Genomic DNA, 20,979 nt, shown 5'->3' on the forward strand with positions numbered 1-20,979 from the left:
CCTCGAGATCGATCCCCCGGCCACATCGCGCCCGCTGGCTCCAGCGAACTCGAGTACGCGCTAATGCCGCGACCCGCGCGATTCGAACGGCAGCGTGGCAAGCCGGAAGACCAACCGGCAGAGATCATCTCGGCCGGAAGTCGAACGCGCCCCACAGCCGGGATCCCCACGCAACCGGCCTGCGGGCTCGGTCCTATCCGAGCCGAGCGCGACGGACCTGTTCCGGTGTAATGGTCATCTCGGCTCCGCGGCTCGAGATCAGCCGATCTCGGTCGTATGGCCATCCATGGTCAGGTGTGAGAATGGGGATCCACGATGCGCTTGAGGGCCGCCAGATCCGATTGCAGGGCGTAGAAGGTGCGCAGGGCGACGGCGAAGGCGATAAGCCCACCGACACAGAGGGCTACCATCGAGCCGATCACCGTGTGCTGCTGTTGCGGAGTCAAGAACATCAGCCCTAACGGCACGCCCAACAGCGGAACCGATGCCGCCACACCGAGGTACACACGGCTGCGTTGGATCAGCCGATGCAGCCGGGTGGCGTCGTCGGGGGACAAGTGCCCGGCGGCGACCAAACCCGGGTAGTACCAGCGCAGCACGAAGAAGGTGGCCGGAAAGTACGTGTACACGACCGCTACCGTGGCTGCGACGAGGCTCGAGGCGATCAGATTGGCCAGCAGCCCGCCCGGCACCGGCCCCAGTGACAGCAGTTTCACCAGGAAGATGCCCATGGCCAGGATCCATCCGATGAACGCGACCGCCGCGATCCGGTCGCCGCAGGCGAGGGCGTCGGCGCGCGCACGGGCGAGGGTGGTCTCGTCGAAGTGTTTGCCGCGGCGCAGGCCGTCGGGCACTAGGAAGACGTTGCGGCACCAGTACAGCAGTCCGGCGATGGCGACCGGATAGGAGATCGCGATCACCACGTAACCCAGGTGGGTCAGCCGCCCGGCAGCCTCGGAGCCCAGTTCGAGTTGGATCAGCCGGACATTGTGCGCCGAAAGGTACAGTCCGGCCGCGACCTGGCCGAACATGCCTGTCGGAAGCACCACCGGAATCGGCCGCATGCGCAGCCGTGCCCGCAGGCTGTGTGCGGGCGGGTCGACCAGGTCGCGGGCGGCCCGGTCCTGGCTCAATTCGAGCCGCTGGGCCAGTTCGGCACCACTGGGGTAGCGGTCGGCGGGGTCGGGCGCAAGGCAGGTGAGCAGCGCGTGACGCAGTAAGGCCGGACAGTCAGGGGGCAGCTCGGCCTCCAGAGTCGCGTCGACGGGCCGGTGGCGTCGATCGATCATCGCCTGCAGCGACTGCTCCGATTCGCCGGCCCCGTCTCCGTCGTCGAACGGTCGCAGTCCGGTGAGCAGTTCCCACAGGACCACCGCCAGTGCGTAGAGGTCGCTGCGGGTGTCCAGATCGGCGGCAGTGGTGGCCACGTTGGGGTGACAGGCCTCGAGCTGTTCGGGGGACATGTAGCGCAGGGAGCCGCCGAAGTAGGCGACGGGGTTCGCACCGGGCAGATGCCGGCTGAAGCTGATGTTGAAATCGGCCAGCTTGGGCTGACCGTCGGCGGTCAACAGCACATTTGCGGGTTTGATGTCGCGGTGCAGCACACCGTGGCGATTGGCGTAGTCGAGCGCAGCGGCCAGCCGGGCGCCCAGCCAGGCCACGGTTTCCGGCCAGGTGAGCTGTTCCAGTTCCGCGCGCGCGGGCGAGGGCTGCGGCGCGAGCACGCCCGTGGTCGTGGTGGCGGCGTCGATAGCCGCCAGCAGCAGCTTGCCGCTGCGTTCGGCCGGTGGGGTGCGCCGCAGCAGTCGCAGCACGCCCAGGAGGGTGCCGCCGGGCACGAACTGCATGTACATCAGCTTCAGATGCTGTTCAGTGATCTGACGCTGATCGAAGACGCGGACGATATGGTCGTGGTCGAGCTGGGCCAGCGTCTGCGGTTCGGTGCCGCGGTCGCGGGAGATCTTCACAGCTACCAGTCGGCTCAGCGATCGCTGCCGAGCCAGGAATACGCGCGCGAACGCGCCGCGGCCCAGCGGCAGCAGCAGATCGAAATCGTCGAGGGACGTGCCCGTATTGATGGAGTCGAGAGCATCGACTGCCGTGGGGTCGGCCAGCAGCGTACTGCGCACGCCGCCGACATCGAAAGTCTCGGTGATACGGGCCATTTGGGTCGGATAGTCGTGCTCGTACTCGGTGAGGTCGATGTCGTTGCGACAGCTGCGGGCACTGATCTCCTCGTAGATGAGATCCGGCGGTAGCGGTGCAGTGCCCAGTTCCGGGAACTGTTCGCGATAGTCGGCAAGGCGCAGCGCGTGGTCGCTGCGCCGCCACCGTTCGTGCAGATCCACTTTGATCAGTTCGATCAACGTGGACCGCCGTAGCGCGGGCTCGGCCGGCAGGTGGATCGACAGATCGGGTGGTTCGCTCGATGAGTGCCAGTCCTCGGCGAACTGGGCAACCAGAGTCTTCAACGCGGTCTGCGTTGCAGTCGCGCGGGCGGCACCGGGGTCGAATGCGCTCGCGCCGAGGTCCTTATCCATCGTCGCTCGCCTCGAAGCGGTTGATCCCGCCTCCCCAACAAGGGGTATTGGATCCCTCAGGTGGATGATCGGCACTTCATCAATAGCCTTACACCGCTGCTGCCAGCTGTCCACCCCCCTACCAAGGAGCCCCACCCTGGGCGTTCATCGTGTCCGGAGTGTCGGCCTAACAGGACACGTGCACGAAGATCGACCCCGACACCAACGGAAGCGCACCGCCCGCGGACGGTCGGCGGCGTCGCGGGTGACCGGATCGGTCATGGCACACGCCCTGATACCTCAGGCGGCACCGCGAGGTGCGCGGTCATCGGATCGTCACCGCCCACAGCGTCGGTACTGACCGGACTCACGGTCCTCGCCATGGGCGCAGGATGGGTTCACGGCACGAACACGCCGCTGATGTCCTCGAAGAGGAATCTTGGAATATTCGACGTTGAGCGGTACGCCCGGTTTGCATTCGGCTGAACCTTATTCAGCCTGTTGTCCCCTCCGGCACTGTCGGGAGCGATAGCCTCCAGCTATGGGTCGCATCTACAGATTCCTGGCCGGAACTGCGGCGATATCGATGGTCGCTGGGAGCGTTTTCGCCGGGGGTGCGCAGGCCGCGCCCACCGAGCAGCTGTCGTGTGAGGTGTCGTCCGGGCGGGACCCGGAACGGGCGGCTCCGGAACAGGTTGGACTGGATTCGGGACTGCTCGCGGACGCCTTGACGTTCGCCAGTGGGCGTAATCGGTTGAATGTGCAGGTGTTCCGGCACAACTGCCTGATCGGTGAGGGGCCGACGAACGACGAGACCGGCAATGTCGCGTGGAATATCTGGAGTGCGACGAAGAGCGTTGTCTCCCTGCTCGCCGGAATAGCCTGGGATCAGGGGAAACTCGATCTCGAGGCGCCGATCGATCGGTATCTGCCGCCCGGACTGGGTGATGAGCAGCATCGGTCGATCACCGTGGAGAATCTGCTGACCGAATCGTCCGGCCTGGCGGCGGATATACTTACCGAGGGTGTCACCGGGGTGATTCCGATCGATCCGAATGGTGCCGTGCAGGCGCTCGGGGTGCCGTTGGAGAATCCGCCGGGTGCGGTATACAGCTACAGCGAGCGCGATGTCGATCTGCTCGCCTATGTCATCGAGTTGGCCATCGGCGAGCCATTTCAGCAGTTCGCGCAGCGTGAGCTGTTCGATCCGCTCGGTATCGAACGCGGTGATTATTACTGGGCGCGCGATCGCGCCGGGCACACCTACGGTTATGCCCATCTGATGATCCCGCCGAACGATTTCGCGAAGCTCGGTCTGCTGGTGAGCAATAACGGGCGCTGGGGCACACAGCAACTCGTCTCCGAGACCTATCTGCGCATGGCACGCCAGCCGTCACCAGCGAACAAGTGCTTTGGCTACCTGCTCTGGATCGGCCTCGGATGCGAAGAGTCCCAGAACTTCCAGCCCGCTGACGTGTATTTCATGGTCGGAGGCGGCATGCAGAACATCTTCATCGTGCCGAGTCTGGATTTGACGGTGATGTGGACCGGACTCTTCGGAAGTGTCAGCAACCAGGGCATCGAGGAGGCCCTGGAGGACACCACGGAGCTGGCGCACGAATTCTTCCGCAGATTGTTCGCGGCATTCCAAGACCATCTGGTGCCCGATCCCGGTCCGTATGTCGAACCGCCGCTGCGCGCGGATTCGAACGTGGATACGAATCTGCTGATCGCGGTCTTCGGTGTCGGGCCCGCGGCATATCCGGGCTGCAATGTCTTCAGCTGCCTGAACTACCCGTTGGCACCGCCGTTCGCGGATACCGCGCCGGGCTGCGTCATTCAAGCCTGCCTCGGTCCGGACCCGCGCACGCCCGGCATCCGCTGAATCACATGCCGAAGAAAGGGATATCGCCCTCCTTCGCGCCGTGCGCGAAGAAATGGTCACCCACTGTTGTGGTCCCCAACCTCGACACACCGGCAGTGCCGCGCTGCGCATCCGGCTGGTGCTGAAACTCGCGTGCTCGAAACCGCCACGGTCGCACCTGACTTGCCTCCCGCACTGAGCGCGCCCGGTCGTGCGAACACGCCACCAGAGGTGGCGCACTCCCTGAACGCAACATCCGCACCTGACACCAAGATGCTTCGATGAGTCTCGTCGTAGCCGGCGCCGCTCAACAACCGTGACTTGTACCGATCAACCTCCGGAAGGCCGAGCTGTTGAAGGGCCCAGTCACGAAGCTGGACGAACGTCTGCGTCGCACTGCGGGCCGAGACCAGGAGATTGCCAACCACCACGTACGCATCAGCGGGCTGATCGAAACATCGAGCCGGGTCGCACGGACCAGGTATCGCCACAGTTCGGCAATGGCGCTGGCCGCGGCGATAACCGCCTCGGTCACGCAGGAACACCGCCCCATCCAGTGGGTGAAACCCTGTGGTAGCCAACGACGGTGCGTATCCGATGTCATGAAGCCAGCACGCCGCGACGAGAACGTCCGCTTCGGCCCCGAAGGCTGACGCGATCCGAGTACCCTGGCGGGCAACGCCGTTGACATGTCGCCATCGCCGCGGCAACGCCGTAGCGAGATGAACCTCCGCAAGATTCCGGGCCGCTGGCACCCACAACTGTCGACAAGTGCTACCGACCTACTCACTGGCTCAATGAAATCGGCCCGAAAGGCCAAATTGATCCACGAAAACCCGTGCGTGGATATCAAGTTGCCGAAGCCCGGCCCGAGCCCCGAGCGGCACCTCGAGGACGACGAATTCGCCGCTGATCATGGGGCAAGCTGTAGGCCGATTGACCTGTACAAACAGAGTGGGCGCAGAGGGGATCGAACCCCCGACCGCTGGTGTGTAAAACCAGTGCTCTACCGCTGAGCTATACGCCCCAACTGCCCGGGCGGGGCCCGGGGTCGGATCGGTGCGCCGGATGTGGATGTCCGGGCAACGGGTTATGAATCTAGTGTGGCGAGGGCTTTTTCCCAAGCGTGCTGGTCACGGGGCTCGCCCGGGCCGTTCATCTCGGCGAAGCGGACGATGCCGTCCTTGTCGACGACGAAGGTGCCGCGGTTGGGGTAGCCGGATTTCTCGTTGAAGACGCCGTAGGTCTGGGCCACGGCGCCGTGCGGCCAGAAGTCGGAGAGGAGGGGGAAGGTGTAGCCCTGTTCGGCTGCCCAGATCTTGTGGGTGGGCGGGGGGCCCACGGAGATGGCGAGGATCTCGGCGTTGTCGTTCTGGAACTTGGGGAGTTCGTCCCGGACCTTGCAGAGTTCGCCCTGGCAGATACCGGTGAAGGCCAGGGGGTAGAAGACGATCAGGACGTTCTTCTCGCCGCGGAAGCTCGACAGCGTGACTTCCTGATTGTTCTGGTCCTTCAGCGTGAAGTCCGGTGCGACCGAACCGACCTCGAGCGGCATACCTTCCCCTCCATCCTCATGTACTGAGCGCAGCACCGAGCGACGCGGCGTGGAGACACGCGGAATCCACCGTTGTCACTCGGCTTACCTGAAACCTTAGTGGAGGCCTCAGCGCTGCTTGGAAGGTGTCTTGGGCTGGGTGAGTTTGGTGCCCGTCCAGGTGCCCAGGGAGACCGGGGTGGTCGCGGTGAGGCCGGCGGGGGTCGCCGACTCGCCGATTTCGCTCGGATCGACATGGCCGGGTTGACCGGTCTTGGGGGTGAGCACCCAGACGACGCCGTCGTCGGCTAGCGGGGTGATCACGTTCAGCAGCTCGTCCACCAGGTCACCGTCACCCTCACGCCACCACAGCAGCACGACGTCGACCACCTCGTCGGTGTCTTCGTCGAGCAGCTCGGAACCGGTGGCTTCCTCGATCTCGGCGCGAAGCGCGTCGTCGGTATCTTCGTCCCAGCCCAGTTCCTGAACCACCATGTCGTGTGAAATGCCAAGCTTCTGAGCGTAGTTCTGCGCGTCCGCCGCGGCGACCACGGTGGTGTCCTCCTCAACTCCCGACAATAGGTAGTTGCAAGCGAACATGGTAAAAGCCCCCAGCGCAAGCCGATCGGCCGAAATCGCACCCTAAATGTCGTATGTGAGACCGTTGAGATCCATTGGACAGCCCGGTTTCACACCATCTGAACGGCCCGATTCACTTGGCCGGGCAAGCGTTCCGGACCGCGGTCAGAGCGTCGTTGACCTTGCGACTCGCGTCGTTCAGCGGCGACACCGACGAGCTGGTCGTCATCTTCCGCACCTCCGCGGCCAGCGACCGCGCCGCGGTCACGTAGTCGGTGAACTTCTGCCCCAGATCCGCCTGCAGGTCCGCGCCGGACGCACCCACCTGGGTCTCGACCGTCTTCGCGGCGTCCTCGAGCGCGGACGCCGCCGTGTCGCGTTTGGCGATCTGGTCGGCCGCGCTTCCGTCGTGCGCGTCGACGAACTCGTTGTAGCGATCGACAGCGGTCCCGGTGATCTTGCGGAACGGATCGCAGTTGTCGGCGGTCGCCTTGGCGGTCGCCGCGGCCGCCTTCGAGGAGGCGGCGGCGGCCGAGGACGACGCGGCCTCGGCCTTGTACGACGTCACCTGAACCTGATTCGCCGTCGGAGTACCCTCGACCGTGTTCGCGCACCCGGCCAGTACCAATCCCCCCGCCACCGCCGCGGACGCGCACACCAGTCCGAACCCCCGCGGGTTCAGCAGCTTCACTTGGTTCCTCCCCGATCCAGCCCGGCGGTGTCGGATGGCGTCGCGAGCGGCGCGATTCCCTGCGCAACCGTACTGGATTTCCGGCTGACATGATGACCTGGGCCGCATCATCGGCAAGGATGTGAGATGCGCCCCAGACCAATCGTTACGGGTATGCCGCCCACCAGCGGATATCCGGGGTATTGACGCCACACCAGATGTCCCACCCCATGTGTACGAGGAGCAAACGTCTTGACCGACTTGATGCACCCGACTTCGTCGAATTCCACCAATGGATCGGCACGCAAATCCCCGGCGGGAGGCCGGGTTCGAGTGATTCGCGAGGGGGTGGCGTCATACCTGCCGGACATCGACCCGGAGGAGACCAGTGAATGGCTCGACTCCTTCGACGAAATGCTCACCCGCGAGGGCCCCGGCCGCGCCCGCTACCTCATGCTGCGCCTGCTCGAACGCGCCGGTGAGCGCCATGTCGCCATCCCCGCGCTGACCTCCACCGACTACGTCAACACCATCCCCACCGAGAACGAGCCGTGGTTCCCCGGCGACGAGGAGGTGGAGCGCCGCTTCCGCGCCTACATCCGCTGGAACGCCGCGGTCATGGTGCACCGCGCCCAGCGGCCGGGAATCGGTGTGGGCGGCCACATTTCGACCTACGCGTCCTCGGCGGCGCTCTACGAGGTCGGTTTCAACCACTTCTTCCGCGGCAAGGACCACGCGGGCGGCGGCGACCAGGTGTTCATCCAGGGCCACGCCTCCCCCGGCATCTATGCCCGCGCTTTCCTCGAAGGCCGCCTCACCACGGACCAGATGGACGGCTTCCGCCAGGAGTACAGCCACGGCGGCCCGGGCCACGGCCTCTCGTCCTACCCGCACCCGCGCCTGATGCCGGACTTCTGGGAATTCCCCACGGTGTCAATGGGTCTGGGCCCGATGAACGCCATCTACCAGGCCCGCTTCAACCACTACCTGCACGACCGCGGCCTCAAGGACACCGCGGACCAGCACGTCTGGGCGTTCCTCGGCGACGGCGAGATGGACGAGCCGGAGTCGCGCGGCCTGATCCAGGTGGCCGCCAACGAGGGCCTGGACAACCTGACCTTCGTCATAAACTGCAACCTGCAGCGCCTCGACGGCCCGGTTCGCGGCAACGGCAAGATCATTCAGGAGCTGGAGTCGTTCTTCCGCGGCGCCGGCTGGAATGTCATCAAGGTGGTCTGGGGCCGGGAGTGGGACGCCCTGCTGCAGGCCGACCGCGACGGCGCGCTGGTGAACCTGATGAACAGCACGCCCGACGGCGACTACCAGACCTACAAGGCCAATGACGGCGCCTACGTGCGCGAGCATTTCTTCGGCCGCGACCCGCGCACCAAGGAACTGGTCAAGGGCCTGTCCGACGCCGAGGTCTGGAACCTCAAGCGCGGTGGCCACGACTACCGCAAGATCTATGCCGCCTACGCCGCGGCCATGGCGCACAAGGGTCAGCCGACGGTCATCCTGGCCAAGACCATCAAGGGCTACGGCCTGGGCAAGCACTTCGAGGCCCGCAATGCCACGCACCAGATGAAGAAGATGACCCTCGACGATCTGAAGGCGTTCCGCGACGTGCAGCGCATTCCGATCACCGACGCCGAGCTCGAGGCCAATCCGTACCTGCCGCCGTACTACCACCCCGGCCAGGACGCGCCCGAGATCCAGTACATGATGGATCGCCGCAAGCAGCTGGGCGGTTTCGTCCCCGAGCGCCGCACGCTGGCAAAGCCGCTGCAACTGCCCGGCGACGAGGCCTACCGTTCGGTCCGCAAGGGTTCGGGCAAGCAGTCGGTGGCCACCACCATGGCGTTCGTGCGCCTGATGAAGGAGCTGTTGCGCGACAAGGAGATCGGCAAGCGCATCGTCCCGATCATCCCCGACGAGGCCCGCACCTTCGGTATGGACTCGTGGTTCCCCTCGTTGAAGATCTACAACCGCAACGGCCAGTTGTACACATCGGTCGACGCGGATTTGATGCTTGCCTACAAAGAGTCGAGCGTCGGCCAGATCCTGCACGAGGGCATCAACGAGGCCGGTTCCACCGCGAGCTTCACCGCGGTCGGCACCTCCTACGCCACCCACGGCGAGCCGATGATCCCGCTCTACATCTTCTATTCGATGTTCGGCTTCCAGCGCACGGGTGACGGCCTGTGGGCGGCGGCGGATCAGATGGCGCGCGGCTTCGTGCTCGGAGCTACCGCCGGGCGAACCACGCTCACCGGTGAGGGCCTGCAGCACAACGACGGTCACTCGCTGCTGCTGGCGTCCACCAACCCGGCCTGTGTCGCCTACGATCCGGCCTTCTCCTTCGAGATCGCCCACATCGTGCGCGACGGCATGCGCCGCATGTACGGCGGCGGCCCGGCCCAGGGCTACCAGGAGGCGCTGCCCGGCACCGATCCCGAATCGCGTTCGGTGCACCACGAATTCGGCGGCGAGGACATCTTCTACTACATCACCCTCTACAACGAGCCCTACGTCCAGCCGGCCGAGCCGGAGAACCTGGATGTGGCGGGTCTGCTCAAGGGCATCTACCTGTACCGTCCCGGCGGCGCCGGCGACCTGCGCGCCAACATCCTGGTCGCGGGCGTCACCATGCCCGACGGCATGCGCGCACAGGAGATGCTGGCCCAGGAGTGGGGTGTGCAGGCCGATGTCTACTCGGTGACCTCGTGGGGTGAGCTCCGCAAGGAGGCCCTCGCGAAGGAGATCGCCAAACTCCGTCACCCCGACCAGGATCCGGGCCTGCCCTACATCACCGAGGTGCTGTCCAAGGCGCAGGGCCCGGTCGTCGCCGCCTCCGACTGGATGCGCGCGGTGCCCGACCAGATCCGCCAGTGGGTGCCGGCCGAATACATCACCCTCGGTACGGATGGTTTCGGTTTCTCCGACACCCGCCCGGCAGCGCGCCGCGTCTTCAATGTGGATGCCGCGTCCATCGTGGTCGCCGCGCTGCAGGGTCTCGCTGCTCAGGGCCGGATTTCACCCGCCACGGTGGCCGAGGCGGCACGCCGCTACGCCATCGACGACGTGAACGCCGCGCCGAAGGCGGCACCCGGTACCGAAGGCGGCGACGCATAACCGAACATAAATACCGTGGAACGTAAACCGCCGAGGCCGCGCCGGATCAACGAAGAGGGCACCTCATCCCACGAGGTCTATCTCCCGACCGGCGCGCTCTCCCCGAATCGGCAGACGCGCGACCCGCTTCCGGACACCCTCCTGAAACGGGTCAAGCAGTTCTCCGGTCGCCTGTCCACCGAGGCCGTGGCCTCGATGCAGGATCGGTTGCCGTTCTTCGCCAATCTGGATGCCGCCCAGCGGGCCGGCGTCCAGATGCTGGTGCAGACGGCGGTGGTGAACTTCCTGGAGTGGCTGCAGGACCCGGAGTCGGATATCCGCTTCAGTCTCGATGCCTTCCAAGTGATTCCGGACGATCTGGCGCGGCGGCTGACGCTGCGCCAGACCGTCGACATGGTCCGGGTGGCCATGGAGTTCTTCGAGCAGTGGCTGCCGGCCCTGGCGCGCAACGACCGTCAGCTGGTGGCGCTCACCGAGGCGGTGCTGCGGTACGGGCGGGAGCTCGGCTTCGCCGCCGCCTCGGTGTACGCCTCGGCCGCGGAGTCGCGCGGCGCGTGGGACACCCGATTGGAGGCCCTGGTCGTCGATGCCGTGGTGCGCGGCGACACCGGCCCCGAGATGCTCTCCCGTGCGGCCACTCTCAATTGGGATGCGACCGCCCCGGCGACGGTCCTTGTGGGTACTCCCCCCAAGGATCAGGTGGCTGTTGTCAGTTCCGTACATAGTGTGGCCGGCCGGCACGGCCGCAACGCGCTCGCCGTGGTGCAGGGTTCGCGGCTGGTGATGGTAGTCAGCGGACATCTCGGCGACCCGATGTATCCGTCGCAGTTCCTGGCCGACCTGCTCGCCGAGGCCTTCTCCGAGGGCCCGGTGGTGATCGGCCCGACCATGCGGGCACTGTCCGCCGCGCACGTCAGCTCGGTGGAGGCGATGGCCGGCATGGAGGCCGTGGTGGGCTGGCGGGGTGCGCCACGCCCGGTGCACGCCTCCGAGCTCCTGCCCGAACGCGCCCTGCTCGGCGACCGCGCGGCCATAGACGCCCTGAACGAGCACCTCGTGTTACCGTTGGCCGCCGCCAGCGCCGATCTATCGGACACGCTGGACGCCTATCTGGATTGCGGTGGAGCCGTCGAGACCTGCGCCCGCCAGCTGTTCGTTCATCCAAATACGGTGCGCTATCGACTCAAGCGAATCGCCGACATCACGGGCCGGGATCCGATGAACCCGCGTGATGCCTATGTGTTACGTATCGCGGCCACAGTAGGTCGGCTGACACGAACTCGTAACGAATCACCTACTCCTGCCACTGATGTGACTCCCATCACAGATCCTAAGGATGGGGTGTAACGAGATTCGAGCATCGGGCGATCCGGCCAGCCCACGTGGTCTTTTGTGGACTCCTCACAAAACTGCCAAGCAAGCTTCATTCGCGCCGACATCTCGTGAGAGCGGCCTCACAGTGTTTTCTTAAGTCGTGATCGCATTGCTCGCCCCTGGACAGGGCTCTCAGACTCCCGGCATGCTCACCCCTTGGCTCGATCTTCCCGGCGCTGCGGACCGTATCGCGCTGTGGTCGAAGGCCTCGGGGCTGGACTTGCTGCGGTTGGGCACGACTGCGACCGCCGATGAAATCGTCGACACGGCCGTCACCCAGCCGCTCGTCGTCGCGGCTGCCCTCATGGCTTTCGCGGAAATCCCGCGGGATTCGCTTCCCGCGGATACAGTCGTCGCCGGACACTCGGTCGGCGAATTCGCCGCCGCTGCCGTCGCCGGAGTCATCTCCGCCGACGACGCGGTGGTCCTGGCCGCCATCCGCGGAGCGGAAATGGCCAAAGCTTGCGCACTCGAGCCGACCGGTATGTCCGCGGTGCTCGGTGGGGACGAAGCGGAGGTGCTCGCTCGTCTCGATGAACTCGGCCTGATTCCGGCCAACCGCAATGCGGTGGGTCAGATCGTGGCCGCGGGTAAGCTCGAGGCGCTCGAAGCCCTTGCCGCGAACCCGCCCGAAAAGGCCCGCGTCCGTGCACTGCCGGTCGCCGGCGCCTTCCACACCGCGTTCATGGCTCCGGCCCAGGACGCGGTCGCGGAGGCCATTGCCAAGATCGCGCCCAGCGCGCCGGTCCGGACCCTGCTGTCGAACTTCGACGGGCAGCCGGTCAGCTCCGGCCAGGACGCGGTCGACAAGCTCGCTGCCCAGGTCACGCGCCCCGTGCGCTGGGATCTGTGCACTGAAACGATCCGTGCGGCAGGGGTTTCCGCGGTGGCAGAGTTGCCGCCGGCGGGCACCCTGGTCGGCATCGCCAAGCGGGAGCTCAAGGGCACCCCGAATCTGGCGCTGAAGACACCCGCGGACCTCCCCGCGCTCGCCGAACTCACCGCGGCAAGCTAGCTTGGCTCGCGGCCCGCTCCTATCAACGGCGATGGAGCAACCGGGTCGCAAACAATTGAAAATCCACCCTCTACAGGAAATAAGAAGGGAGCCACCACAGTGGCCGCTCTGACCCAGGAACAGATCGTCGAAGAGCTCGGGAAGATCATCGAAGAGGTGACCGGTATCGAGCCCTCCGAGGTGACCATCGAGAAGTCCTTCGTCGACGACCTGGACATCGACTCGCTGTCGATGGTCGAGATCGCCGTCCAGACCGAGGACAAGTACGGCGTCAAGATCCCCGACGAGGACCTGGCGAGCCTGAAGACCGTTGGCGACGCGGTGGCGTACATCCAGAAGCTCGAGGCCGAGAACTCCGACGCGGCCGCTGAGCTGAAGGCCAAGTTCGGCGCCGAGGGCGAGTAGGAACCGACACCGTGACCACTCCTTCCACCTTGAACGGGAACTTTCCCAACGTCGTCGTAACGAGCATGGCGGCGACCACGTCGATCGCCGGTGACGTCGATGCGACGTGGAAGGGCCTCCTCAATGGCGAGAGCGGCATCGACACTCTCGAGGACGACTTCATTGCGGAGTACGACCTTCCAGTTCGAATCGGCGGCCACCTGAAGGTGTCGCCGGACACGCTGCTCGATCGGGTCGAGATCCGTCGCATGGCGTACGTCGAGCGACTGGCGACCGTGCTCGGTCGCGAGGTGTGGAAGAACGCCGGCTCTCCCGAGGTTGACCCGCTGCGGCTGGGTGTGGCCATCGGCACCGGTCTCGGCGGCGGCGACGCGCTGATCGATTCGGTGGACAAGCTGAAGAACGGTGGCTATCGCAAGATTTCGCCGCTGGCTGTTCAGATGGTCATGCCGAACGGTCCGTCCGCCGTCGTCGGTCTCGAGCTCAAGGCCCGCGCGGGTGTGATCACTCCGGTCTCGGCGTGTTCGTCGGGTTCGGAGGGCATTGCCAACGCGTGGCGGATGATCGTCATGGGTGACGCCGACATCATGGTCACCGGCGGCGTCGAGGGCTTCATCGACTCGGTGCCGATCGCCGCGTTCTCCATGATGCGGGCCATGTCGACCCGCAACGACGATCCGAAGGCGGCTTCGCGCCCCTTCGACAAGGATCGCGACGGCTTCGTCTTCGGCGAAGCGGGCGCGCTCATGGTCATCGAGACCGAGGAGCACGCCAAGGCTCGTGGCGCCACCATCCACGCCCGGCTCATGGGCGCGGGTATCACCTCCGACGGGTTCCACCTGGTGGCCCCCGATCCGGAGGGCAGTGGTGCGGCTCGCGCCATGCAGCGCGCGATGCAGACCGCCGGGTTGTCCCCCAAGGACGTGACCCATGTCAACGCCCACGCGACTGCCACCCCGATCGGTGACACCGCGGAGGCCAACGCGATTCACAAGGCCGGCGTGCAGCACGCTTCGGTCTACGCTCCCAAGTCGGCCCTGGGCCACTCGATCGGTGCCGTCGGCGCCCTCGAGTCGGTACTCACGGTGCTCAGCATCCGGGATGGCATCGTCCCCCCGACGCTGAACCTGGACAACCAGGATCCGGCGATCGATCTGGATGTCGTGCACGGCGAGGCTCGCCGTCAGGACATCGAGTTCGCGATCAACAACTCCTTCGGTTTCGGTGGGCACAATGTCGCGCTCGCCTTCGGCCGGTACTGACACGGATTCATCCCGGTAAACCGGAAATCCGGCTCAGCTTTACCGGTCAGTAAGACAAGCGGTCCCGGCGGGGATTTTCGGATGGACGATCCCGCACCCGAAAATCCCCCCGGGACTTAGACATTCGCAGCCGCTCTCAGCGACCGCCTTTCCCCCATGAGGAGAGTTTGCGATGACCATAATGGCCCCCGCGCACGCCGACACCACGACCGATCCCCGTGACCCGCTGGGTCGGTTGCAGCGTTTCTTCGATCCCGGAACCGTTCTCCCGCTCCACCCCCGCGACAAGTCCGGTGTGCTCGCCGCCATCGGTGAGGTCGACGGCGTCCGCACCGTCGCCTACTGCTCCGACGCCACCGTGATGGGCGGCGCCATGGGCGTGGAGGGGTGCAAGCACATCGTCGACGCGATCGACACCGCCATCGATTCCAAGGTTCCCGTTGTGGGCCTGTGGCATTCGGGTGGCGCCCGGCTGGCGGAGGGCGTCGAGGCCCTGCACGCCGTCGGCCTGGTCTTCGAGGCCATGGTCCGCGCGTCCGGCCAGGTCCCCCAGATTTCCGTGGTGCTCGGCTTCGCCGCCGGTGGTGCCGCCTACGGCCCCGCGCTGACCGACATCGTCATCATGGCTCCGGAAGGCCGCGTCTTCGTGACCGGCCCGGACATCGTGAAGACGGTGACCGGTGAGAGCGTGGACATGGCGACCCTCGGTGGCCCGATCACCCACGGCAAGAAGTCCGGCGTCTGCCACATCGTCGCCGACGACGAGTCCGATGCCATGCACCGTGCGCGCCGCCTGGTCTCGATGTTCGCCGAGCAGGGCGAATTCGACCTGGCCGCAGCCGAACACGGCGATGTCGACCTCAAGGCCATGATGCCGGAGTCGGCCAAGCGTGCCTACGACGTCAAGCCGATCATCCACGAGCTGCTCGACAACGTCGACGGCGAGAGCACCTTCGAGGAGCTGCAGGGCGGCTACGCCCGCTCCATGGTGGTCGGTCTGGGCCGGCTCGGCGGCCGCACCGTCGGTGTGCTGGCCAACAACCCGATCCGCCTGGGTGGCTGCCTCAACTCCGAAAGTGCCGAGAAGGCTTCACGTTTCGTGCGCCTGTGCAACGCCTTCGGTATCCCGCTGATCGTCGTCACCGACGTGCCGGGCTACCTGCCGGGCGTCTCGCAGGAGTTCGAGGGCGTGGTGCGCCGCGGCGCCAAGCTGCTGCACGCCTTCGCCGAGGCCCGTGTCCCCCGCGTCACCCTGGTCACCCGCAAGATCTACGGCGGCGCCTACATCGCGATGAACGCCCGCTCGCTGGGCGCTACCGCCGTGTACGCCTGGCCGGGTTCCGAGGTCGCGGTCATGGGCGCCAAGGCCGCGGTCGGCATCCTGCACAAGAAGGCTCTCGCGGCCGCCCCGGAGGAGGAGCGCGAGGCCATGCTGGAGCGGCTGACCGAGGAGCACGAGCGGATCGCCGGTGGCGTCCAGCGCGCCATCTCGATCGGTGTCGTGGACGAGGTCATCGAGCCCGCCAAGACCCGCTCCACCATCGCCGCCGCCCTGGCCGCCGCCCCGGCGCGGCCGCAGCACAACAAGAATATTCCGCTGTAATCGGTTACGCGGCAACGCGATAGCGGGCGGTCTCCTCGGAGACCGCCCGCTTTTCGTTGGCCGGGAACAGGTTTCGCTGTCAGGCGGGGGGAATGTTGGCGTTGTGGCGGAAGACGTTGTCGGGGTCCCAGGCGGATTTGAGGGCGACCAGGCGGGAGTACTTGTCGCCGTAGGATTCCCGGATACGGTGCTCGTCGTGGTCGACGAGGAAGTTGACGTATCCGGCGTCGGAGCGGGCGTGCGGGCGCAGGGCGGCCCAGAAGTCACGGGCCCACTCGCGTTCGGCCGGGAAATCGTCGGGCTCGGCGCTGAGGGCGTTGATGTTGATCGCCCAGCACGGTTGACGGGAACCGCCGAATGCGGTGTTGGCGTTGGGAATCCCGCAGTAGGCACCGCGGAGCGGGAAGATCGGGACCAGGGAGTCGACCAGGCTGCGGCGCGGGAAGTGGTCGACGAGGGTGGCGAGCACCTCGTCGGTGAGCTCGTCCACGTAGAGCGACTTCTCGTAGGCGAACAGGCCCGCCGGGGAGGACTCGTCGAACATCTGCTGCAGGGCGGTGTACGGGATCGGAGTGACGAGCTCCCAGGCCGGAGTGGGAGCCACAACCCGCAGGGGTGCGACGACCGCCTCCAGTTCCTGTGGCTCCCCGAATCCGATCACGACCACGACGAATCCGGGGCGGCCCTGGTGCTCTGCGGGCACGAAGGGCTCGGGCGGGCCGCTGACCGCCAGGATCGCGGCGCAGTAGCCGGTAGGGAGGGCAGCGATGAGATCGCGTCCGGCTGCGAGGCCGGCGACGGCGTCGGCGGGTGTCCAGCAGAGCATGGTCAGTTGCCCGATCGGCGGCAGGTCGTGCAGTGCGAAGGTGAAGGCGGTGACGATGCCGAAGTTTCCGCCGCCGCCGCGCAGCGCCCAGTACAGATCGGGATTCTCGTCCGGAGCGGCGATCACGACACAGCCGTCGGCGGTGACCACCTCGGCGGAAGCCACACTGTCGCAGGTCAATCCGGTGCGCATGGTGAGCCAGCCCATGCCACCGCCGAGGGTCAGCCCGCCGATGCCGGTGCTGCTGATGAACCCGCCCGTGACCGCCAGCGCGTGCTCGGTGGTGGCGGCGTCGACCTGCGCCCAGGTGCAGCCGCCGCCGCAGCGGGCGAGCTTGGTGGCCGGGTCCACCGCGACCGAGTCCAGCGCGCGCAGGTCGATCATCATGGCGCCGTCGGCCACCGCGTGCCCCGCGTAATTGTGGCCGCCGCCGCGCACCGTCAGATCCAGGTTGCCCGTGCGCGCGGCCAGCACGGCGGCCGCCACTCCGGCCGGACTGGCCGGCCGGACGATCACTGCCGGTCTGCGATCGAAACATCCGTTCCAAACCTGCCGCGCCACATCGTATTCCGCGTCTCCCGGGGCGATGACCTCGCCGTCGATGCTCGTCCGCAAGCCTTCGATATCGATCCCCACAGTGGTCATGGTCCCGCTCCTCCGATGGTTTCCGCCGCCACGGCGAACCCCGCGCCATGTCCCGTGACGGCACCGGACCATCGGCGCCGCACCGCATCGACCGCCATCGGTGTCCTGCCGCTACCCCGGCGTTACGCACGGGAGACGCCGAGGGTTCATCGCGGATCCGCGTCAGGACTGGAGGCGGACCTTCTCGGCGGACTCGTTCTGGCTGGCGCATTCCTGATAAGGATTGGGAGTGGCGGGGCGTTCGCCGCAGACCCACCGGACGGTGTCGACGGTGACGGCGATGTCGCCGGTGGATTGTTTGGCACGCTGGTCGGCATAGGCGGTGACGACGGAGAGCGCGGTGGGGCAGAAGCCGGCGCCCTTGGCGGTGGAGGCCACGACCGCCAGGCCCCAGGGGCCGGCGCCGCACTGGACGGCTTCGTGGCCGGCGGCCGGGAAGGCAGCGGCGGAGGTGGCGAGGTGGGACGAGGGGCCCGAGGCGACGGTGGGGCTGTTGTCGTTGCAGGCGGTGAGGACGAAGGCCGTCGCCATGGCCAGGGCCGCACCCGCGATCGCTGTGGTCCGCACGAATCCTCCTGGTATCAGCCGACGTCGCGGCGCAGCCAGGTGACCTCCGCGCCCTCGCCGCCGAGGCGGTAGGGCTCGAGGATATCGTCCCAGGCGGTGCCGAGGGCGCGGTCGATCTCCGCGGCGATCTCGGCGGCGGAGCCGCGGCCGTGGGCGCGGGCCTCGGCGACGATGGCGCGCAGGCGCATTTCACCGACCATGACGTCGCCGCAGGCGCCGGTGGCGCCGCTCCAGAGGCCGAGGCCGGGGACGAAGCTGAAGCGGGCGCCGTCGACGCCCTCGCTGGGGTTCTCGGTGACTTCGAAATACAGCACGGGCCAATCCCGCAATGCTCTCGCTAATTTCCCTCCGGTACCCACCGGGCCGCACCAATCGGTGGTGGCGCGCAGCTGTCCGGGATCGGCCGGCTGCGCGGTCCAGCGCAGTTTCGCGGGGGCCTTGAGAGTGGAGGTGAGAGCCCATTCGACATGCGGGCACAGCGCGGCCGGCGACGAATGGATATAGACGACTCCAGACGTCGCCTCCGCGAACTGACTAGACGCGTGCACCACTGACACCTCCGGCTCGACGAGGGACGTCTTCCCCAACGGCCCCTTCCGAGCTCGGCGTTGCCCGAGTTTACTGGAGTGCCCGGTGTTGCGTGTGTTACTTGATGCCTGTGTCGACCGCTACGCGAACTCCGCGATTACGGCGTCGCTGAGGGGCGGCCACGCCGCTCGGGCCCAGTCCCCGAAATTCTCGTCCGCCAGCGCGAGACACGCCATGCCGATGTCCGGATCCACCCAGAGGAATGTGCCGGACTGCCCGAAGTGCCCGAAGGTCCGCGGCGAGTTCGCGCCACCGGTCCAGTGCGGCGATTTGTGGGCGCGGATTTCGAAACCCAATCCCCAGTCGTTGGGGCGCTGCGACCCGTAGCCGGGAAGGACACCATTGCATCCCGGGAATTGCACTGCGCTTGCTTCGGAAACCAATTCGGCACTCACGACAGCAGGTTCCAGCAATTCCTCGGCGAATCGCAAGAGATCTGCGACCGAGGAGCGGCCGGCATGTCCGGCCGAACCGACCAGCGCCGAGGAGTTCATGCCCAGCGGCTCGAAGACGGCCTCGCGCAGGTACTGGTCGAACGGGATACCGGTCTGCGCCGCAACGAAATCCGCGAGCACCTCGAACCCGGCGCTGGAGTAGATCCGCTTCGCGCCGGGCCGGGCCAGCACCACGGTGGTGTCGAAGGCCAGGCCGGAGGTGTGGGCGAGCAGATGCCGCACCGTCGATCCGGGCGGCCCGGCGGGCTGGTCCAGCTCGATCGCGCCCTCCTCGACGGCCACCAGAACCCCGTATGCCACAAGGGGTTTGGTCACCGAGGCGAGCGGGAAGACGTGCGCGGTGTCACCCTCGGCGTCCACCACGCCCTTGCCGCGGACGACGGCGCCCGCCGCCGCGTTCCGGACCGGCCACTGTCGAATCTGCTCCAGCGCTCGCACACATCGAGAGTACTGCGTCTGATTTTGCCCTCCGCTTCGCTCCGGGCGGGCTGTCCGCCGGTTACGAATGCCGCTGCGACGAAGCGGTTTCGGCAGGCATGGCATTGTTCAGGGCCGACCTCGGCCGCCCGTAGCCGAAGTACACCACCAGCCCGACCGCCGACCACAGTGTGAACGCCAGCCAGGTCACTCCTGGCAGGTGGATCAGCAGCCATACGCACATGGCCACGCCGATGACCGGCACCAGCGGCACCAGGGTCCGGAACGACCGCGGCAGCTCGGGTTTGGTGCGGCGCAGCACCAGCACGCCGATGTTCACCAGCCCGAAGGACACCAGCGTGCCGATATTGGTGGCGTTCACCAGTTCGCCCAGCGGCACCAGCGCCGACAGCACCGCCACCACGCCGCCCACGATGAGCGTGTTGACCGTCGGCACGCGCTTCTCCCCGACCCGCGACAGCACGGCGGGCATGAGCCCGTCGCGGGACATGGAGACCAGGATGCGGGTCTGCCCGTAGAGCACGGTCAGCACCACCGAGGCGATGGCGATGACCGCGCCGCCCGCGAGGATGGTGGCGGGCCAGCCGCGCCCGGTGACCTGTTCCAGCACGGTGGCCAGCGACGCGCCCGAGCTGCTCACGGCGTCCACGCCGACCGCGCCGACGGCCGTCAGCGCCACCAGCACGTACACCAGCGTCACGATCCCGAGCGAAATGATGATGGCGCGCGGCAGATCTCGCTGCGGATTCTTGGCCTCCTCGCCGGCGGTGGAGGCGGCGTCGAAGCCGATGAAGGAGAAGAACACCATCGAGGCCGCCGCCCCGATGCCCGAGACGCCGGCGGGCGCGAAGGGGTGCAGATTCGAGGAGTGGAAGGCGGTGACCGCCACGGCCACGAAGAACACCAGGACCGCGATCTTGATCATGGTGGTGACGGTGGTGACCCGCGCGCTCTCCCGGATGCCGCCGAGCAGCACCACGGTGGCCAGCACCACCACGATGGCGGCGGGCAGGTTGATCACCCCGCCGTCGCCCGGCGGCTGCGCCAGCGCGTCCGGAATCCGCCAGCCGATGGTCGATCCCAGGAACTCGTTGAGGTACGCGCCCCAGCCGACCGCGACCGCCGCCACCGACACGCCGTACTCCAGCAGCAGGCACCACCCGCAGATCCAGGCGATGATCTCGCCCAGCGTCGCATAGGTGTACGAGTAGGCCGATCCGGACACCGGCACCGCGCCGGCCAGTTCCGCGTAGGACAGGGCCGAGAACAGCGCGGCCAGTGCGGCGATGACGAAGGAGACGACGACGGCGGGCCCGGCCAGCGGTGCGGCCTCGCCCAGCACCACGAAGATACCGGTGCCGAGGGTGGCGCCGACCGACAGTGCGATCAGCGAGATCAGGCCCATGCTGCGGCGCAGTGCGGTGTGTGCTCCATCGGAGGTGAGCTGTTCGACGGGCTTGGTCCGCAGCAATGATGCGGTAATCCGCTGGAGTCCGGGCATGT

Annotated in this window: 16 protein-coding genes, 1 tRNA gene and 1 pseudogene; 7 read left to right on the forward strand and 11 right to left on the reverse strand. The window is 66.8% G+C overall.

Translation table 11 applies throughout. From position 1 onward, the window contains the following. Window positions 1-290: 290 nt before the first annotated feature. Window positions 291-2,540: a serine/threonine-protein kinase gene (locus ACWEKS_RS08825; protein ID WP_452339534.1), complete on the reverse strand. Its 2,250-nt coding sequence runs from the start codon at window positions 2,538-2,540 to the stop codon at window positions 291-293. A gap of 520 nt (window positions 2,541-3,060) precedes the next feature. Between ACWEKS_RS08825 and ACWEKS_RS08830 the strand changes: the two genes are divergently transcribed. Continuing rightward, window positions 3,061-4,404 carry a serine hydrolase domain-containing protein gene (locus tag ACWEKS_RS08830; protein WP_452339535.1) on the forward strand — a complete coding sequence of 448 codons (1,344 nt, stop codon included), beginning with the start codon at window positions 3,061-3,063 and terminating at the stop codon, window positions 4,402-4,404. A 503-nt stretch (window positions 4,405-4,907) separates the two neighbouring features. Here ACWEKS_RS08830 and ACWEKS_RS08835 read toward each other — a convergent pair. The 5 genes and pseudogenes from ACWEKS_RS08835 to ACWEKS_RS08855 form a co-directional block, all read right to left on the reverse strand. Beyond that, window positions 4,908-5,144 (reverse strand): annotated as a pseudogene (locus ACWEKS_RS08835) (HD domain-containing protein); the annotation flags it as partial. A gap of 194 nt (window positions 5,145-5,338) precedes the next feature. After that, window positions 5,339-5,410, reverse strand: a tRNA-Val gene (locus ACWEKS_RS08840). Window positions 5,411-5,473: 63 nt separating this feature from the next. Further along, complete coding sequence (locus tag ACWEKS_RS08845; RefSeq protein WP_354838203.1) at window positions 5,474-5,938, reverse strand: peroxiredoxin; 465 nt, start codon at window positions 5,936-5,938, stop codon at window positions 5,474-5,476. Between the two features lie 108 nt (window positions 5,939-6,046). After that, on the reverse strand, window positions 6,047-6,469 hold the full coding sequence (locus tag ACWEKS_RS08850; protein ID WP_354838512.1) for a DUF3052 domain-containing protein: 423 nt from the start codon (window positions 6,467-6,469) through the stop codon (window positions 6,047-6,049). Window positions 6,470-6,629: 160 nt separating this feature from the next. After that, window positions 6,630-7,187 (reverse strand): hypothetical protein, encoded by a 558-nt coding sequence (locus tag ACWEKS_RS08855; protein ID WP_452339536.1) that lies wholly within the window; start codon window positions 7,185-7,187, stop codon window positions 6,630-6,632. Window positions 7,188-7,430: 243 nt separating this feature from the next. On the opposite strand from ACWEKS_RS08855, the gene aceE reads away from it, so the two are divergent. The 6 genes from aceE to ACWEKS_RS08885 all read left to right on the forward strand — a co-directional run bounded on the left by aceE (window position 7,431) and on the right by ACWEKS_RS08885 (window position 15,957). Then, window positions 7,431-10,298, forward strand: a complete 2,868-nt coding sequence (aceE, locus tag ACWEKS_RS08860) for a pyruvate dehydrogenase (acetyl-transferring), homodimeric type (RefSeq protein ID WP_452339630.1) — start codon at window positions 7,431-7,433, stop codon at window positions 10,296-10,298. Window positions 10,299-10,343: 45 nt separating this feature from the next. After that, window positions 10,344-11,645, forward strand: coding sequence for a PucR family transcriptional regulator (locus tag ACWEKS_RS08865; RefSeq protein ID WP_379400047.1), 1,302 nt, complete (start codon window positions 10,344-10,346; stop codon window positions 11,643-11,645). A 127-nt stretch (window positions 11,646-11,772) separates the two neighbouring features. After that, entirely contained in the window at window positions 11,773-12,687 is a 915-nt protein-coding gene (locus tag ACWEKS_RS08870) for an ACP S-malonyltransferase (protein WP_452339537.1), read from the forward strand. Between the two features lie 99 nt (window positions 12,688-12,786). Then, complete coding sequence (acpM, locus tag ACWEKS_RS08875) at window positions 12,787-13,092, forward strand: meromycolate extension acyl carrier protein AcpM (RefSeq protein ID WP_033086997.1); 306 nt, start codon at window positions 12,787-12,789, stop codon at window positions 13,090-13,092. A gap of 11 nt (window positions 13,093-13,103) precedes the next feature. After that, window positions 13,104-14,354 (forward strand): KasA/KasB family beta-ketoacyl-ACP synthase, encoded by a 1,251-nt coding sequence (locus ACWEKS_RS08880; RefSeq protein ID WP_379399911.1) that lies wholly within the window; start codon window positions 13,104-13,106, stop codon window positions 14,352-14,354. 172 nt (window positions 14,355-14,526) lie between these two features. Continuing rightward, entirely contained in the window at window positions 14,527-15,957 is a 1,431-nt protein-coding gene (locus tag ACWEKS_RS08885) for an acyl-CoA carboxylase subunit beta (RefSeq protein ID WP_452339538.1), read from the forward strand. 79 nt (window positions 15,958-16,036) lie between these two features. Here the strand turns inward: ACWEKS_RS08885 and ACWEKS_RS08890 are convergent, their stop codons facing one another. The 5 genes from ACWEKS_RS08890 to ACWEKS_RS08910 all read right to left on the reverse strand — a co-directional run bounded on the left by ACWEKS_RS08890 (window position 16,037) and on the right by ACWEKS_RS08910 (window position 20,977). Beyond that, the gene (locus tag ACWEKS_RS08890) at window positions 16,037-17,428 is read right to left on the reverse strand and encodes an FAD-binding oxidoreductase (protein ID WP_452339539.1); all 1,392 of its coding nucleotides are present in this window, start codon (window positions 17,426-17,428) and stop codon (window positions 16,037-16,039) included. A 162-nt stretch (window positions 17,429-17,590) separates the two neighbouring features. Continuing rightward, a complete protein-coding gene (locus tag ACWEKS_RS08895) occupies window positions 17,591-17,995 on the reverse strand; it encodes a hypothetical protein (RefSeq protein WP_452339540.1) in 405 nt (134 codons plus the stop codon). Between the two features lie 14 nt (window positions 17,996-18,009). Next, window positions 18,010-18,543, reverse strand: coding sequence for a DUF3145 domain-containing protein (locus ACWEKS_RS08900; RefSeq protein ID WP_452339541.1), 534 nt, complete (start codon window positions 18,541-18,543; stop codon window positions 18,010-18,012). Between the two features lie 120 nt (window positions 18,544-18,663). Beyond that, window positions 18,664-19,476, reverse strand: a complete 813-nt coding sequence (locus ACWEKS_RS08905; RefSeq protein ID WP_452339542.1) for a serine hydrolase domain-containing protein — start codon at window positions 19,474-19,476, stop codon at window positions 18,664-18,666. Between the two features lie 61 nt (window positions 19,477-19,537). Continuing rightward, window positions 19,538-20,977, reverse strand: a complete 1,440-nt coding sequence (locus tag ACWEKS_RS08910) for an amino acid permease (RefSeq protein WP_452339543.1) — start codon at window positions 20,975-20,977, stop codon at window positions 19,538-19,540. Window positions 20,978-20,979 lie beyond the last annotated feature (2 nt).

Source organism: Nocardia sp. NPDC004711, from assembly GCF_053601595.1.

What these genes read in the sequence shown, in the direction of transcription:
- ACWEKS_RS08825 (WP_452339534.1), bottom strand. Translation starts at nt 2,540, where the DNA reads ATGGATAAGGACCTCGGCGCGAGCGCATTCGACCCCGGTGCCGCCCGC.
- aceE (WP_452339630.1), top strand. Translation starts at nt 7,431, where the DNA reads ATGCACCCGACTTCGTCGAATTCCACCAATGGATCGGCACGCAAATCC.
- ACWEKS_RS08910 (WP_452339543.1), bottom strand. Translation starts at nt 20,977, where the DNA reads ATGCCCGGACTCCAGCGGATTACCGCATCATTGCTGCGGACCAAGCCC.
- ACWEKS_RS08830 (WP_452339535.1), top strand. Translation starts at nt 3,061, where the DNA reads ATGGGTCGCATCTACAGATTCCTGGCCGGAACTGCGGCGATATCGATG.
- ACWEKS_RS08845 (WP_354838203.1), bottom strand. Translation starts at nt 5,938, where the DNA reads ATGCCGCTCGAGGTCGGTTCGGTCGCACCGGACTTCACGCTGAAGGAC.
- ACWEKS_RS08890 (WP_452339539.1), bottom strand. Translation starts at nt 17,428, where the DNA reads ATGACCACTGTGGGGATCGATATCGAAGGCTTGCGGACGAGCATCGAC.
- ACWEKS_RS08885 (WP_452339538.1), top strand. Translation starts at nt 14,527, where the DNA reads ATGACCATAATGGCCCCCGCGCACGCCGACACCACGACCGATCCCCGT.